Origin of the sequence: Mycobacterium sp. E3247 (assembly GCF_001667785.1) — a bacterium.
Classification (GTDB): Bacteria; Actinomycetota; Actinomycetes; order Mycobacteriales; family Mycobacteriaceae; genus Mycobacterium.
Map to the genome: position 1 here is coordinate 1 of NZ_LZJG01000432.1, position 15528 is coordinate 15528.

The following is a 15528-nucleotide window of genomic DNA, read 5'->3' on the forward strand; positions in this document are numbered from 1 at the left end:
ACGGTCATCCCGAACGTGGCATTGAACGCGGTCGCCGGACGGCCGAAGGAGGAGTACGGCATCGAGCCGACCGGGCTGGACGAGATCCGCCCGGGTTGTTACAACGTCGACGAGCGAGTCAAGGACATGAACGCGGGGGGCATCCTGGCCTCGATCTGCTTCCCCTCGTTTCCCGGCTTTGCCGCTCGGCTGTTCGCCACCGAGGATCACGATTTCTCCATAGCGCTGGTGCAGGCTTACAACGACTGGCACATCGACGAGTGGTGCGGCGCCTACCCGGCGCGGTTCATCCCGATGGCGATCCCGGTGATCTGGGACGCCGAGGCGTGCGCCGCCGAGGTGCGGCGGGTGTCGAAGAAGGGCGTGCACGCGCTGACCTTCACCGAAAACCCCGCCGCGATGGGCTATCCCAGCTTCCACGACGAGTACTGGAACCCGCTGTGGAAAGCGTTGGTGGAAACCGGCACTGTGATGAACGTGCACATCGGTTCGTCGGGCCGGCTGGCCATCACCGCGCCCGACGCGCCGATGGACGTGATGATCACGCTGCAGCCGATGAACATCGTGCAGGCCGCCGCCGACCTGTTGTGGTCGCGGCCGATCAAGGAATACCCGGACCTGAAGATCGCGCTCTCCGAGGGTGGAACCGGCTGGATTCCCTACTTCCTGGAGCGTGCCGACCGGACCTACGAGATGCATTCCGCCTGGACGCACCAGGACTTCAGGGGCAAGCTGCCCAGCGAAGTTTTCCGCGACCACTTCCTGACCTGCTTCATCAGCGACAAGGTCGGTGTGGCGCTGCGCAACATGATCGGCATCGACAACATCTGCTGGGAAGCCGACTACCCGCACAGCGACTCGATGTGGCCGGGCGCACCGGAAGAGCTGTGGGATGTGTTGTCGATCAACAACGTTCCGGACGACGAAATCAACAAGATGACCCACGAGAACGCGATGCGCTGGTATTCGTTCGACCCGTTCACGCACATTTCGCGCGAACAGGCGACCGTCGGTGCGCTGCGTAAGGCCGCCGAGGGGCACGACGTGTCCATCAAGGCGCAGGGCCACGACAAGGACACCCGGGGCGGCTCGTCCTTCGCCGACTTCGCGGCGAACGCGAAAGCCCTCACCGGCAACAAGGACTGAGGCCCGACCGGACCGGGCCCGGGTGAGCTGCGTCGAAATTGCACTCAAGGTCTCCTTTTTCGGTACTTGACGACCACCACGGCAATCTCGCCGCCAGCAATGAACAGGAGATCCAGCAGTGCCCGGCGCCGGAATGAACTTCGAGCTGACTGACGACCAGGAACTGATCCGCCGGTCGGTCGCCGAGCTGGCGCGCAAGTTCGACGATCAGTACTGGATGGAAAAAGACCAGGCGCACGAATTTCCCTCCGAGTTCTACAACGCGATCGCCGACGGCGGCTGGCTGGGCATGACCATCCCCACCGAGTACGGCGGACACGGCCTCGGAATCACCGAGGCCACCATCCTGCTCGAGGAGGTCGCCAAATCCGGCGGCGCCATGAACGCCGCCAGCTCGATTCATCTTTCCATCTTCGGCATGCAGCCGGTGGTGGTGCACGGCTCCGACGAACTCAAGGCACGCACGCTGCCCAAGGTCGCGACCGGTGAAGTGCACGTCTGCTTCGGCGTGACCGAACCCGGAGCGGGACTGGACACCTCGCGCATCACCACCTTCGCCAAACGGGACGGCGATCTCTACATCGTCAACGGTCGCAAGGTGTGGATCTCCAAGGCCATGGAGTCCGACAAGATCCTGTTGCTCACCCGCACGCAGAGCTACGAGGAAGTCACCAAGAAGACCGACGGGATGACCCTGTTCATCACCGATCTGGACCGCAGCCGCGTCGACATCCGGCCGATCCGCAAGATGGGCCGCAACGCCGTCAGCTCCAACGAGTTGTTCATCGACAACCTCGAGGTGCCGGTCGAGGACCGAATCGGCGAGGAGGGCAAGGGCTTTCAGTACATCCTGGACGGCCTGAACCCGGAACGGATGCTGATCGCCGCCGAGGCGCTCGGCATCGGCCGGGTGGCGCTGGACAGGGCGGTGAAATACGGCAACGAACGCGAGGTGTTCGGCCGGCCCATCGGCATGAACCAGGGCCTGCAGTTCCCGCTCGCGGACTCCCTGGCCCGCCTCGATGCCGCCGAGCTGATGTTGCGCAAGGCGACCTGGTTGTACGACAACGGGAAACCCTGCGGCCGCGAGGCGAACACCGCGAAATACCTATGCGCCGACGCGGGTTTCACCGCCGCCGACCGGGCGTTGCAAACTCACGGCGGCATGGGGTATGCGGAGGAGTACCACATCACGCGCTACTTCCGCGAGGCCCGGCTGATGAAGATCGCGCCGGTGAGCCAGGAGATGATCCTGAACTTCCTGGGGTCCAACGTGCTGAAATTGCCGAGGAGCTACTGAGAGCCATCCGCACGCAGGCCGTCACGGGCCGGCAACGTTTACTGGCTGTCGAAAGTCTAGGGATCGGAGCAGAGGCATGCATGAGACCGTCATCGTCGAAGCCGTGCGCACCGCGGTGGGCAAGCGCAACGGCGGCCTGTCCGGCATGCATGCCGCCGACCTGTCGGCCGTCGTCCTCAACGAGCTGCTGGAGCGGGCCGGCGTCGGCCCGGAGATCGTCGACGACGTGATCTGGGGATGCGTGTCCCAGGTCGGTGACCAGTCCAGCAACATCGGGCGCTATGCGGTCCTGGCCGCCGGCTGGCCGGAGACGATCCCCGGCACCACCGTCAACCGGGCGTGCGGGTCCAGTCAGCAGGCCCTCGATTTCGCCGTGCACGCGGTGATGTCCGGTCAGCAGGATGTCGTCGTGGCCGGCGGTGTCGAGGTCATGAGCCGCGTCCCGCTCGGTTCGGCCAGGGCGACCGGCATGCCGTACGGCCCGAAGGTCCTCGCCCGCTATGACGACTTCTCGTTCAACCAGGGGCTGTCGGCCGAGCTGATCGCCAAGAAGTGGGGCTTGTCGCGGACCCGGCTCGACGAATACTCCGTCCGCTCCCACGAACGGGCCGCGGCGGCTCAGGACGCGGGCGCGTTCACCGAACAGATCGTTCCGGTGTTCACCGATGACGGAGCGGTCGTCGCCGCGGACGAGGGTGTGCGGCGGGGGACCACGGTGGAGAAACTCAGCGGACTGAAGCCGGCGTTCACCGAGGACGGCGTGATCCACGCGGGCAATTCGTCGCAGATCTCCGACGGTGCGGCGGCCTTGCTGGTGATGACGGCCGAGATGGCCGTCGAGCTGGGGTTGACCCCGGTGGTTCGGTACCTGGCCGGCGCGGTGACCGGGGCGGACCCGGTACTCATGCTCACCGGTCCCATCCCGGCGACCGAGAAGGTGCTGAAGAAGGCCGGCGTGCCGCTGTCGGAGGTCGGCGCATTCGAGGTGAACGAGGCCTTCGCGCCGGTGCCCTTGGCGTGGCTCGCCGAAACCGGGGCGGACCCCGAGCTGGTCAACCCGCTCGGCGGCGCCATCGCGCTGGGCCACCCGCTGGGCGGGTCGGGGGCGGTGCTGATGACGCGCATGGTGCACCACATGCGCGACAACGGGATCCGCTACGGGCTGCAGACCATGTGCGAGGGCGGCGGCACCGCCAACGCCACGCTCGTCGAGCTGGTGCGATAGCGCCGACGTCCACCCGCCGGAATCAGCCTCAGGGGTGACCCTTGTCACAGGGGTCAAACTAACCTACTGTGTGTTCACTAGGTTGGTTGGTCCCGCCGATCGGTCAAAGGAGTCGGGTGCCCGACGCACGGCGATACGACACGCTGCTCGCCAAAGGCGAGGACCGCAAGCAGCGCATCCTCGCGGTCGCGCAACGGCTGCTGACGCGCAACGGCTGGCGTAGCACCACCCTCGCCCAGATCGCCGGCGAGGCGGGGGTCACCCCCGCCGGGTTGCTGCATCACTTCGAATCCAAAGAACAGTTGCTGCACGCCGTCCTCGACGCGCGCGACCTCGACGACGACCTGCACGCCGACCGGACCGGCGATCTCTTCGCCCAGATCGCCCAGGTCGCCGATCGGTTCAACCGGGCACCCGAACTGGTCGGGACGTTCACAGTGTTGCTGGTCGAGAACATCCTTCCCGACGCTCCGCTGCACGACCGGATGCTGGCCCGGCATCGCGCCGCGACCGACATTGTCGCCGACCTCATCCGCCGCGGGCAGGCCGATGGCCGGTACCGCGCGGACATCGACCCCGCCGTCAAGGCAGTAGAGATTCTCGCCTTCGTCCACGGAATGGAAACCACATGGTTGCTCGATCCATCGATACCCCTGACCGAGGTGTTCAAGCAGTACGCCGAGACGCTGGCGCGAGACTTCGCGCCGTAGAAGAGCCGGGTGAGGACATGAGATACCGCCTCGACGTGGTCGCCGTGACCGTCGTCGACGCGGTGCGGTTCGCCGGCGGATGGCTTTTCGACCGGGCGATGGCGGGCTGGGACGTCACCGTCCTGGTTGCCGACCATCCCGACGATCGGCCGTTGCAGATTCTCGGTGCCCGGGTGGTCGACCTCGAAGACGCCCTGGCTTCGGTGCAATCGCGTCCCCGGCCGCAGGCCCTGGCGGCCGCGGCCGACCTGTTCGGGTGCGACGCGCGGGTGCGGCAAGGGGTGTTGCAGGCCCTCGATCACGGGGCGACCGAGGTCACGCTGTGGGGAGAGGGCTGGCCGGCCGAGCTCGATGACAGCGTCGGCCTGGTGCAGCACCGACTCAGCATGGCCGCCCAGATGTTCAAGGCCCAGGCCATGGCGGCCGCCGCTCTGCCTCTCGGCGGGCTCGGTCACGTCGAGACCTTCCGCAGCGGGTTGCTGGCGTGGCCCTCGGTGGCCGCGGACCTGGTTCCCGCCGGCTGAGTCGCGTATCGGCACCGGTCCCCGTCGTTGACGGCCGGCAATGCCCTATGGAAATGTAATACTCATCTGCGAGAGGCGCGTTCTCGCTAGTTGAGATTCAAGGAGCGGAAGATGGCGAACGAATTCTCCGAGTTGGACTTCTTCCGCGGCAGCGAGCTCATCGACGACCCGTACCCCTACTACGAGGCGCTGCGCCGGCAGTGCCCGGTCACGCGGGAGCCCCATCACGACGTCACCATGATCACCGGTTGGGACGAGGCGTGCGCGGTGCTCAATGACGCCGAGACGTGGTCCTCCTGCGTCTCGGTCACCGGCCCGTTTCCCGGCTTCCCGGTGGCGCTGGAGGGGGACGACGTCACCGAGTTGATCGAGAAGCACCGCGACGAATTGCCGTTCAGCGACCAGCTGCCCACCCTCGATCCGCCGACCCACACCAACCATCGCTCGCTGCTGATGCGGCTGATCACCCCGAAGCGCCTCAAGGAGAACGAGGACGCCATGTGGGTGCTCGCCGACCAGGTGCTCGACACGTTCCTGGCGCCCGGCCACGGCGAGTTCATCAAGGGCTTCGCGGGCCCGTTCACGCTGCTGGTCATCGCCGATCTGCTCGGGGTGCCGGAGGAGGACCGTGACAAGTTCGTCAAGGGCATCCGCGACCACTCGGGCGGCGGCGTCGGGGGCACCAAGGGCTCGCTGGCGCACAGCCCGCTGGAATTCCTCTACGGCCTCTTCTCCGACTACGTCATCGACCGCCGGCGGGAGCCCCGCGACGATGTGCTGACCGGCCTGGCCACCGCCACGTATCCGGACGGCTCGACTCCCGACGTCGAGGACGTGGCCCGCGTGGCCAGCAACGTGTTTTCCGCGGGTCAGGAGACCACCGTGCGGCTGTTGGGTGCGGCCTTGCAGACGCTCGGGGAGCGGCCCGACATCCAGGCGAAGTTGCGCAAGGACCGCAGCCTGATCCCCAATTTCATCGAGGAGTCGTTGCGCCACGAGAGCCCGGTCAAGGGCGACTTCCGGCTGAATCGGGTGCCCGCCAACGTCGGTGGCGTCGACCTGCCCGCGGGGACCACCGTCATGGTTGTCCAAGCGGCCGCCAACCGCGACCCCCGCCGGTTCGACGACCCCGCCACCTTCGACCCGGCCCGCAAGAACGCCCGCCAGCACATCTCGTTCGGGCGCGGCATCCACAGCTGCCCGGGCGCGCCGCTGGCGCGCGCCGAAACCCGGGTGGCGATCGAGCGCCTGCTCGACCGGACCTCCGACATCCGGATCGACGAACGCATGCACGGCCCCGCGAATGACCGTCGCTACCAATACGTTCCGACCTACATCCTGCGCGGCCTGACGGAGCTGCACCTGGAGTTCACCCCGGCATGAAGGTCACAGTCGACGACCAGCGCTGCCGCGGCCATGGTGTTTGCACCACGTTGTGCCCGGAAGTGTTCAGCCTCACCGACGACGGTTACGCGGAGGCGATACCTTCAGAGGTCCCAACGGAATTCGAGGCAGCCACGCAAGAAGCCATCGAGTGCTGCCCCGAGCAGGCCATCAGCAAAATCGAATCCAGCTGAGGAGATTCAGTGGCTAAGGGATATGTCATCTTGACGGAGGCCATCAAGGATCCGGAGGGCATGAAAGCCTATGCGCAGGCCGCCGGTTCGGCGATGGCGGGCGCCACCATTCTGGCGGTGGACACCGCTCCCAAGGTGATCGAGGGCAGCTGGCACGGCGACCAGACCGTCGTGCTGGAATTCGAATCCGTGGACGCTGCCCGCGTGTGGTATGAGTCCGAGGGCTATCAGAAGGCGGCGAAACTCCGGCAGGCCGCGGCCGACTGCAACGCCGTCATCCTCGCCGGGTTCTGACCGCCGCTACTCGCCCACGATGGAGATGGCCTGCCGGGGGCACTGGCGAACGGCCTCGCGCACGTCCGCCTCGTTCTCCGGGGTGACTTCTTCCTGCAGCACGGTCAGCATGTCGTCGTCGCCCAGCAGGAAGATGTCCGGGTTGATGCCCATGCAGACGCCGTTGCTCTCGCAGAGCCCCCAATCGACTTCGATCTTCTTGGTCACCGCGACCCCCTTTACCGAAGCACTTTGACGGGCACGTTCTTCCAGCCCGCGACGTTTTGCATGTTCACTCGCTTGCACCCCGCCCAGTCAACCTCGTAGCGCGGCATGAAGTCGAGGAGCCGCTCCAGCGCGATCCTGCTTTCCAGGCGGGCGAGCGCCGCGCCCAGGCAACTGTGGATCCCGTACCCCAGGCCGAGGTGCTGCGCCTCGGCCTGGTCACGCTCGATGTCGAAGGTGTCGGCCTCGGTGAAGGCCTCCGGGTCGCGGTTCGCCGCGGCGCCGCAAAGGAACACCGGCTTGCCGGCGGGAATGATGCCGCCGCTGACGTGTGCCTCTTTGAGGGTGTAGCGCACGTTGTACTGCACCGGCCCCTCGTAGCGCAGGAGCTCTTCCACCGCCCCGGGGATCTTGTCGCGGTCCTCCTGCAGCTTCCGCCACTGGTCGGGGTGCCGGGCGAAGATCACCGCGGCGTTGCCGAGCAGCTTGGTGACGGTCTCGGCGCCCGCCCCGCCCAAAAGCGTCGCGAAGCCGGTGATTTCGATGTCATCGAGCTTGCGCAGCTGGCCGTCCTCGCCCGGGATCTCCGCGGCGATCAGCCTGCTGATCATGTCGTCCTGCGGCTCCGCGCGGCGCTCCTGGACCAGGCCGAAGTAGTACATCGCGGTGTCGATGTTGGCCTGCATGCCGGCTTCGCTGATCTCGATCTGTCCCGGTTCGTGGGACAGGCTGGTGTCGATCCAGTGGCGGACCTGCTGGCGGTACTCCTCGGGCACGCCGGCCATCCGGGTGATCACCTCCACCGGGAACGGCCCGGAGAAGTCCTGCACGACATCGAAGTTGTCGGGGTCGGCGGCGCCGAGGTACTTGTCGATCACCTCGATGATCGTCTCGCGCTGCGATTGAATCGCCCGGGGGGTGAACGCCTTGTTGAGCAGGCTGCGCATGTGGCGGTGCTCGGGTGGATCCATGAAGATGATCGACTTCTGCTCGGGGGAGACGCCCCGGCGCACCATCGCCAGGTCGCAGCCGCGCGCCGACGAATAGGTCTCGAAATCCTTGAACGCGGCCGAGACGTCCTCGTGGCGGGTCAGCGCGTAGAAGTCCTCTTTCTCGTCGTAGTACAGCGGCGCTTCCTCGCGCATCCGTCGATAGATTTCGAACGGGTTGTTGAAGTAGTCCTCGGAGTACGGATCGAAGACGACCTTCGGTTTTGTCACGGAATCCTCCTCAGCGGCGAGGGCGGGCTGCAACCGTTACAGCCGAGTCGTTGACTGTAACGGTAACGGTAATACCTTCGTGACGAACCGGAAAGACCGAAACGCCAAGTTCTCAAGCCCTCTTCGCGACGTCGATGGACTCGAAGACGCCGCCGAGAGCGCCCAGGTCAGCGCCGAGTTCCGCGCCGGTGCTGCGCACGACGGCCACGTCCTTGTGCACGAATTCCCCGGCCACCTCGATGAACGACGCGACCGAACCCGCCGCCGCCACCAGCTCCAGGACGCGGCTGGTCGCGCTGCCGTGCGTCAACGCGGTCAGCAGCGTCGGCTCCGGCACGCCGAGCCGTTCACCCCATCGCACGGCTTGTGCGAGCAGCCCGATATGCCCGGCGAACAAGGCGTTGTTCACCAGTTTCACGACTTGTCCGCACCCGCGGGCACCGACGTGCAACACCGGGTCGCCGTAGCACTGCAGCACCGGCCGCACGCGCGCCACCGCGTCCCCGGCGCCGCCCACGAACAGCGTGAGCCGGCCGGCCGCGGTGTCGTGCGGGCGACCGCTGACCGCGGCGTCGATGACGTCGACCCCGCCGGCGCCCGCGGCGAGGGCGTCGATCGTCCTCGGGCTGGCGGTGGTGTGCACCACCAGCGCCGAACCGGGCGGCATGGCGGACAGCAATCCGCCGTCCAGACACACCTCCCGCACCTGTTGGTCGGAGAACACGCAGAGCACCACGACGTCGGCCCGCGCACCCGCCTCGGCGGCGTCGTGGACCGCGTGGGCGCCGAGTCGCTCCAGATCGCCCCGTTTCTCGCGCGTTCGGCCCAGCGCCTGCACGTCATGCCCGGCCTCGACCAGGCGGGCCACCATGGGCCGGCCCATCCGCCCGGCACCGATGAACCCGACCCTCACTGGGCCGTCATCGGGAAGTACCCATCATGGCGAGCGCGGCGTCGGCCGCGTCCAGCACGGCGCCCCCGCTCGCCCCGGCCCGTTCGGCCAGGTCGACCACCAGGCGGACATCCTTCTGCAGCAGCGTCCCGGCCACACCGGCGAGCCGTTCCAATCCGCCGATCCCGCCAAGTGCGTTGAGGGCGAAGCTGTTCCCGCTGCTGCGAGAGACGACTTCGGTGAGGCGGTCCGGGTCGACGCCGAGGGCGCCGGCCAGCGACAGCGCGGTGGCCGCGGTCGCCAGATGGGCGGTGAACAGCAGGTTGTTGAGCAACTTGGTGGTTTGCCCGGAACCCAGCTCCCCGAGGTGGACGATCGGATCGGCATAGGTGGCGAAGACCGGGCGGCACCGCTCGACGACGTCGGCGTCACCGCCGACCATCACCAACAGCCGCCCTTCGGACGCCGCGGGTCCACCTCCGCTCACCGGCGCGTCGATGACCGAGATGCCGTTGGCCGCAGCCTTGTTCGCCAGACTCCGGCAGGTGTTGGGGTGCACGGTGCTGTGCACCGCGATCACACCGCCCGGCTTCATGGCCGCCAACAGCCCCCGCTCACCGGTCGCGATCTCGTCGATGTCGGCGTCGCCCACGACGCAAAGGCAGACCAGATCGCTGGCCGCGGCGAGCTCGGCCGGCGACTCGGCGACCTTCGCCGCCGTATCGGCGAACGGCTCGAGGGTCGCGGCCCTGCGCGCCCACAGCGTCGTCTCGTAGCCACCCTCGACGATCCGGCGGGCCATGGGCCCGCCCTGGCTGCCCAGACCGATGAATCCGACCCTCATCCGGCCTCCAGGTCGTCTTCTGTGCCAACGGAATTCGCGCGGGCGGCCACGCAGTCGTCGGCGAACGCGAACACCTTCGCGTGGTAGGCCGCGGCGGCGTGACCCAGGCTCATGTTGTGCCCCGCATCGGGCTGCCGGTGCACGACGAACCGCGGTGACCCTGAGAACAGGCCCTCGATCTCGGCCACCGCGGAAGGGTCGTTCTGCCAGACCTTTTCGTGTTCGGCGATGCTGAACTGCACGGGGACACGCACGGCCGGGGCGAGCGCCGGGAAATCCTGGCGGGCCCAGTTCGACACCATCTGGTCCTCGTAGGACGGCGCCGTCGGAGAGACAGTGACGCCGCTGAGGACCTCGGGCGGATACAGGCATTCTGGATGCCACAGCAGCTCGCGCAGGCCGGCCGGGCGGCGTTCGCGGGTCGCGGTCTTCAGGATGTCCCTCGCCGCCGGGTGATAACGCCGGCCCGTACCGGCCAGTTCGATGCCCAGCAGATCGGCGCCGCGCTCGTCGGCGCCCATCCGCATCACGAGCTCGCATCCCCCGGAATGACCGATCAGGAACAACCCCGCGCCGCGCGGCCGATCACCGAGGATGCGGTCCACCGCGCCGTAGGCGAGGTTGACCCGCTGCTCGGGCAGCGCCATCGCCTCCGGGTAGGGGGCCGAGCTGCCGTAGCCTGGCCGGTCGAGGGCCACCACGGTGAATCCGGCCGTCGCTCCGGTCCGCAGCAGCGACAACGACGGATGGCCCGGGCAGTCGAAATACATTGCGGTGGTTCCCCCGCCGTGGATCGCGACGATCACGGCCTTGGGTTCGGCGGATTCGGCGATCAGCGCCGACATCGGCACGCCGTCGACGATCACCAGCCTGGGCCGGGGCGCCGGGCCGCTCATGTGTCCGTCCGCAACAACAGCACGCCGCTGGGGGTCAGACCGCCGCTGCTCACCACCCCGACGCGGGCGCCGGCGACCTGGCGATCGCCGGCCTTCCCGCGCAGCTGGGTGATGGCCTCGTGGACCAGGCCCATGCCGTGGGTGCGGCCGTGCGAAAGCTGGCCGCCGTGGGTGTTGAGCGGCAGTTGGCCGTCGCGGGCGATGTTCTTGCCGCCGTCCAGAAACTCTTTGGCCTCGCCGATGCCGCAGAAGCCCAGCGCCTCGATCCAGGACAGGCAGTTCATGGTGAAACCGTCGTAGAGTTCGGCGACGTCGACGTCGTCAGGGCGCAACGTGGTACGTGTCCACAGGTGCGCGGCCTGGCCCAGCACCTGAGGCTCATGGGTGAGAGTGCTTTGGTCCCAGTCGATTCGCTCGATGATCTGGGTGCCCACCGCCTCGACCAGGACGGGCCGCTTGGCGAGGTCGCGCGCGGCGTCGACGGCGGAGACGATGACGGCGACCGCGCCGTCGCACGGTACGTCGCAGTCGTAGAGACCGAACGGCGTGGTGATGGGCCGCGCGTTCAGATAGTCATCCATGGTCATCGGCGACCGGTAGATGGCGGTCGGGTTGAGTTCGGCGTTCGCCCGCTGGTTCAACGCGATCCAGCCGAGGGTCTCTTTGGTGGTGCCGTAACGGTGAAAGTGGCGCTGCGCGTTCATCGCTAAGGTGTGCGCTGCGGACGTTGCCCCGAATGGCATCTGCCAACCCGACATCCGGCCCATCGACGGGCTGATCTTGCCCTGCTTCATCAGCTCGCCATGAGTGGCTTCCCAGAGCGTGCGGAAGCAGAGCACGTGGTGGGCCAGCCCGCACGCGACCGCCTGCATGGCTGCGATCAGCGATCCGCCCGGTCCGAACGTCTCCATGGCGCCGTTGTGCCACGCTGGCCGGATGCCGAGCGCGGCTTCCAGCGCGGTAACGCCGCCTTCCCCGAACCCGCCAACGTTGATGGCGCCGGGATAGGTGGACAGGCCGTCGATGTCGGCGAACGTCAGGCCGGCGTCGGTGATGGCCGCTTCGCACGCCTGCACGGTCAGCGCCAACGGCGGCTGCATCAGCCGGCGACCGATCGGCGACATGCCGATCCCGGTCAGCGCGACCTTGTCTTCGAACTTCTCCCGGGTCAGCATGGGGCGCACGTGTTCGCCGAAGCGCTCCGGCGCTATCTCGTCGGTGGGCAACGGGCCGGGTTCGGCGTTCTGTACCGGCCGGAACAGCGGAAACCACACGTCCTCGACCTGTTCGAAGACGACCTCGACCTGTTGGCCGAGTTCGAGCCGATCGGGATCGCACTCGATGATGTTGGTGGTCAACCGAATCCGCGGATCTTCGGCGATCGCCACCTGCGCGATGACGTAGGGCGCGACCAGTCCGGGCAGGCTGAACCGTTCGTTGACGGTGAATCCGGCGAGCGTCGCCATGCCGGAGACCTCGCGCACCCCGACATCGAGTGAACGGCAATACCGGCACACCGGTGCGGGCGGATGGATCAGCGATTGGCAGGCCTGGCATACCTGCAGTCGCAGCTTGCCGTCAGCTCCCGAGGTCCAGAAGAATTCGTTGTCCTGCGTGACCAGGGGCAACGGTCGTCCCGGCGCTGCTGACACGTCACCTCCGCGAGTCGAACGGGCCCCCCGGTGCAACTTGGTAGGACCGTTGTACGAATCGGAGAATTACGTTATCACCCCCAGGCCTGCGCGATCGCTGATCCATCCGCCCGCACCGGTGTGCCGGTATTGCCGTTCACTCGATGTCGGGGTGCGCGAGGTCTCCGGCATGGCGACGCTCGCCGGATTCACCGTCAACGAACGGTTCATCCTGCCCGGCGAATGAGGGCGCGTATGGCGGCGGAGGTGTGTACCAGGGCGGTGGTGGCGGCGGTGGCGGCTTGCACTCGAGGGTCGCCGGATTCCACGACATGTTGTGATCGCAGTCCGCCGAACTGGTTCCCGGCGTCGCGATCACCGCGACTGCCAGCGCTACGAACGCGACCGCTATGACGACGGTCAGGCGACGAATGAACCACCTCATGGTGCGCCTCCCGATGGGCCATCGTGACCCTGGCGGGTTCAGCTTATTCCGTTGAGACCGTCCCGACCATGGTCAAAATGGCTCGCGGGCACCCCGTTCAGCGGGTGAATCCCCATTCCGCCTCGTTCTCTTCGGTTTTGAGGCGTTCGGCCGGGTCGTCCGCGTCGGCGAGCGGAGGGCGGGGGTGGGGTATGTGCGCTCGCCGATCTCGGCGATGGCGTGCACCGGGCAGTCCATCAGCGCGCGCATCACCGCATCGCGATCCGACTCCGCCACGGTGCCGTCGCCGATGAGGGAGGCGTAACCCCAGTCGTCCAGCGAGAAGTATCCGGGCGCGTATTTGGCGCAGATGCCGAAACCATCGCAGACAGTGCGGTCCAAGCGGATTCTCATGCGAGCCTCAATGTTTCCGCCTCGTAGGGCCGGTCGGCGCGGAACGCGCCGCGGGCGCAGCCCTGGCACGTGCCGTCGAGATGTGCGGTGACTTCGGCCGGGAACTGGCCGAGTAGGCCGGCCGCGACATTGGTGGCGGCGTCCAGGGTTGCGCACGCGCCCCGTCCGCGCAGCAGCACCGACCAGCGGCGCAACCGTTCGACGTCCGCCGTTGTCGCGGCACCGTCGCGAAGCGCACCGGCGGCGGCCGCCATTGCCGCCGTTCCGTTGAAGCACGAGCCGCATTGCCCGGCGTTTTCCCGGTCGAAGTAGGCCAGCACCGACGCCGCGACCGCGACGGGGCAGTCGTCGGTGAGCACCGCGATGGCGCCCGCTCCCAAGCCGCTGCCGACACGTCGCATCGTCTCGTGGTCCAAGGTCGTCTCGAGCACGCGGCGGTTGAGTAGGCCGGCAAAGTAACCGCCCATCAATGCCCCACGCACTTGGTCCGACGGAACACCATGCAGGGCAAGGAGTTCGGTAAACGGTAGGCCGTGCGGAAGTTCGTAGAGAACGGGCGGGCGGCCGGCGCCGGTGATGGTGGCCAGGAAGGTCCCCGGCGACAACGACGTACCCTGCGAGCGGAACGCGCCGGCGCCGTGGCGCTGCAGGTAGGGCAGGTTGGCCAGGGTCTCGACATTGCTCACCAGGGTGGGCCGGTCGTCGACGCCGGCTTCGAAGGGCCGCGGCGGCTTGTCCGTCGGCTTGGCCGGGCCGCCGTTGAGCGCGCGGACGGCGGCGGTTTCCTCGCCCGCCACGTATCCGGGCTGCACGGTCAACATGCTGACGATGACACCGCCGAGCGCGTCGGGATCGAGCTCGCCGAGCGCGCTTTCGACGCTGCGCGCCGATTCCGGATCGGAGAGGTAGACGTGGGCACGGTTCGTCCCCACGACCGCGGCGGCCAACCGCAACCCGTCCAGGATCAGGTGAGGCCGGTTGCGCAGCAGCCAGCGGTCCTTGACCGAAGCCGGTTCGCCCTCTTCGCCGTTCGCGACGACCACGGCGCCGCCGGCAATGCGCCCGTTGTCGCGCACGGCGTGCAACTTGATCGCCAGCGGGAACGCCGCACCCCCGCGACCGACCAGGCCGCTGGCTTCCACTTCGCTCAGCAATTCATCGGCGTCGGCGAGCGGCCGATATCCGCCCCGCTCTCGATAAGCCGCGAGATCCTCGGGCGCCTGGCCGGTTCGCCCGAATAGCAGCCGCGGTTCGCAGCCGGGGAGGCTGGCGGTGATGATGGGGGTGGATTGCGCGGTACTCACGGCCGGCCCGCCATCGTCTTGGTTACGCTTGCGCACATGCGAACTGCGGTGGTGCGCGTCAATGTGGATCCAAAAGACGTGTGCACGCCCCAGCAGCTACGAGACGGCATGGCAGCGCTCCTTGAGCTCGCGGCGCACGCGGGCGCCGGCGTGGTCGAGAACGACCTCGCGGCCATGCCCGTGGGCCGCCGCGAAGTCGAATTGCTGATCGCCGCCGAAGACGGCGACGCGGCCAAGCAGGTGGCAATGAACCTGTGCGCCAAGGTGTTCGGCGATAGCCCGGTACCGGGGGTGGTCACCTTCATCAGCCGGGGAACCGACGACGACGCCCAGGGCGTGCTGTCCGGTTTCGGGCTCACCGGTGACATCGAGCGAACACCGGGCGACGAAGGCTTCGACATCGTGTACGTGACGCTGCGGGAGCAGGACCTCGAACGCATACCCGAGAGCCGGGTTCACACGGCCCTCGAGGCGTCGCTCAACTGCGAGGTCCACATTCACACGGTGTAGGGACATCACGAGCCCAGGAACTCGAGTATCGCGGGCGCCGCCTGCACCCACGTGTCGAACATGTTGAAGTGCTGCACCCGGCCCGCCGCGCGGTCTTCGGACGCGCGTTCCCACGCGTCCTCCGGCCAGGGCGGGTCGATGAGCTTCGATCCCTTGATCAGGCAACTCACCTCGAGCGAGGTCCGTTTGGGATGGTCCATGTCGTTCTCGCCGCCGCGAATGATCAACGTGGGAACCTTGATGCGGTCGAACATCTCGTCCTCGACACCCGGAATAGTCTGCCCGGGCTTGGAAACGAATGCGTTGAGCCAGCGCAGCATGACCTTGAGGAACTCGTCTTTGTCGAAGTCGAGGAACCGCTGCTTGTTGTTCGGGTTCTCCTCGATGCGATCGCGCCACTCGGCCACCTTCAC

The 15528-nt window shown here is 67.4% G+C and carries 18 protein-coding genes and 1 pseudogene; 9 read left to right on the forward strand and 10 right to left on the reverse strand.

From position 1 onward, the window contains the following. From A9X04_RS22050 to A9X04_RS22085, 8 genes are all read left to right on the forward strand, one after another. The coding region (locus A9X04_RS22050) for an amidohydrolase family protein (RefSeq protein ID WP_067925036.1) at positions 1 to 1146 on the forward strand (1146 nt) is incomplete at its 5' end. Between the two features lie 133 nt (positions 1147 to 1279). Continuing rightward, complete coding sequence (locus A9X04_RS22055; protein WP_067925039.1) at positions 1280 to 2446, forward strand: acyl-CoA dehydrogenase family protein; 1167 nt, start codon at positions 1280 to 1282, stop codon at positions 2444 to 2446. A gap of 76 nt (positions 2447 to 2522) precedes the next feature. Continuing rightward, complete coding sequence (locus A9X04_RS22060; protein ID WP_067925041.1) at positions 2523 to 3671, forward strand: thiolase family protein; 1149 nt, start codon at positions 2523 to 2525, stop codon at positions 3669 to 3671. A 116-nt stretch (positions 3672 to 3787) separates the two neighbouring features. Then, positions 3788 to 4381 (forward strand): TetR/AcrR family transcriptional regulator, encoded by a 594-nt coding sequence (locus A9X04_RS22065; RefSeq protein ID WP_067925044.1) that lies wholly within the window; start codon positions 3788 to 3790, stop codon positions 4379 to 4381. Between the two features lie 17 nt (positions 4382 to 4398). After that, the gene (locus tag A9X04_RS22070) at positions 4399 to 4905 is read left to right on the forward strand and encodes a hypothetical protein (protein WP_067925047.1); all 507 of its coding nucleotides are present in this window, start codon (positions 4399 to 4401) and stop codon (positions 4903 to 4905) included. 111 nt (positions 4906 to 5016) lie between these two features. Beyond that, positions 5017 to 6288, forward strand: coding sequence for a cytochrome P450 (locus A9X04_RS22075; protein ID WP_067925050.1), 1272 nt, complete (start codon positions 5017 to 5019; stop codon positions 6286 to 6288). Next, entirely contained in the window at positions 6285 to 6482 is a 198-nt protein-coding gene (locus A9X04_RS22080; protein WP_067925055.1) for a ferredoxin, read from the forward strand. Before A9X04_RS22075 ends, A9X04_RS22080 begins: the two co-directional genes overlap by 4 nt. Positions 6483 to 6542: 60 nt before the next feature. After that, on the forward strand, positions 6543 to 6776 hold the full coding sequence (locus A9X04_RS22085; RefSeq protein ID WP_231985794.1) for a DUF1330 domain-containing protein: 234 nt from the start codon (positions 6543 to 6545) through the stop codon (positions 6774 to 6776). A 6-nt stretch (positions 6777 to 6782) separates the two neighbouring features. Here A9X04_RS22085 and A9X04_RS22090 read toward each other — a convergent pair whose 3' ends face one another. From A9X04_RS22090 to A9X04_RS22125, 9 genes and pseudogenes are all read right to left on the reverse strand, one after another. After that, positions 6783 to 6983, reverse strand: coding sequence for a ferredoxin (locus A9X04_RS22090; protein ID WP_067925061.1), 201 nt, complete (start codon positions 6981 to 6983; stop codon positions 6783 to 6785). A gap of 11 nt (positions 6984 to 6994) precedes the next feature. After that, entirely contained in the window at positions 6995 to 8200 is a 1206-nt protein-coding gene (locus A9X04_RS22095; RefSeq protein ID WP_067925083.1) for a cytochrome P450, read from the reverse strand. 112 nt (positions 8201 to 8312) lie between these two features. Beyond that, positions 8313 to 9113, reverse strand: a complete 801-nt coding sequence (locus tag A9X04_RS22100) for an NAD(P)-dependent oxidoreductase (RefSeq protein WP_082975179.1) — start codon at positions 9111 to 9113, stop codon at positions 8313 to 8315. Positions 9114 to 9120: 7 nt separating this feature from the next. Continuing rightward, positions 9121 to 9936 (reverse strand): NAD(P)-dependent oxidoreductase, encoded by an 816-nt coding sequence (locus A9X04_RS22105; protein WP_067925070.1) that lies wholly within the window; start codon positions 9934 to 9936, stop codon positions 9121 to 9123. Next, positions 9933 to 10832 (reverse strand): alpha/beta hydrolase, encoded by a 900-nt coding sequence (locus tag A9X04_RS22110; protein WP_067925073.1) that lies wholly within the window; start codon positions 10830 to 10832, stop codon positions 9933 to 9935. The genes A9X04_RS22105 and A9X04_RS22110 overlap by 4 nt, the downstream gene beginning before the upstream one ends. Next, on the reverse strand, positions 10829 to 12484 hold the full coding sequence (locus A9X04_RS22115; protein ID WP_067925075.1) for an OB-fold domain-containing protein: 1656 nt from the start codon (positions 12482 to 12484) through the stop codon (positions 10829 to 10831). Before A9X04_RS22115 ends, A9X04_RS22110 begins: the two co-directional genes overlap by 4 nt. Before the next feature lie 136 nt (positions 12485 to 12620). Beyond that, positions 12621 to 12908: a hypothetical protein gene (locus A9X04_RS29975; protein WP_231985795.1), complete on the reverse strand. Its 288-nt coding sequence runs from the start codon at positions 12906 to 12908 to the stop codon at positions 12621 to 12623. 97 nt (positions 12909 to 13005) lie between these two features. Next, positions 13006 to 13301, reverse strand: a pseudogene (locus tag A9X04_RS22120) (ferredoxin). Continuing rightward, positions 13298 to 14605 carry an NADH-ubiquinone oxidoreductase-F iron-sulfur binding region domain-containing protein gene (locus A9X04_RS22125; RefSeq protein WP_067925093.1) on the reverse strand — a complete coding sequence of 436 codons (1308 nt, stop codon included), beginning with the start codon at positions 14603 to 14605 and terminating at the stop codon, positions 13298 to 13300. The pseudogene A9X04_RS22120 and the gene A9X04_RS22125 overlap by 4 nt, the downstream one beginning before the upstream one ends. A gap of 36 nt (positions 14606 to 14641) precedes the next feature. Here A9X04_RS22125 and A9X04_RS22130 point away from each other — a divergent pair, with 36 nt between their 5' ends. Further along, the gene (locus tag A9X04_RS22130; protein ID WP_067925080.1) at positions 14642 to 15115 is read left to right on the forward strand and encodes a hypothetical protein; all 474 of its coding nucleotides are present in this window, start codon (positions 14642 to 14644) and stop codon (positions 15113 to 15115) included. Positions 15116 to 15120: 5 nt separating this feature from the next. Here A9X04_RS22130 and A9X04_RS22135 read toward each other — a convergent pair. Beyond that, a partial coding sequence (locus A9X04_RS22135) for an alpha/beta fold hydrolase (RefSeq protein ID WP_369828995.1) occupies positions 15121 to 15528 on the reverse strand: 408 nt, incomplete at its 5' end.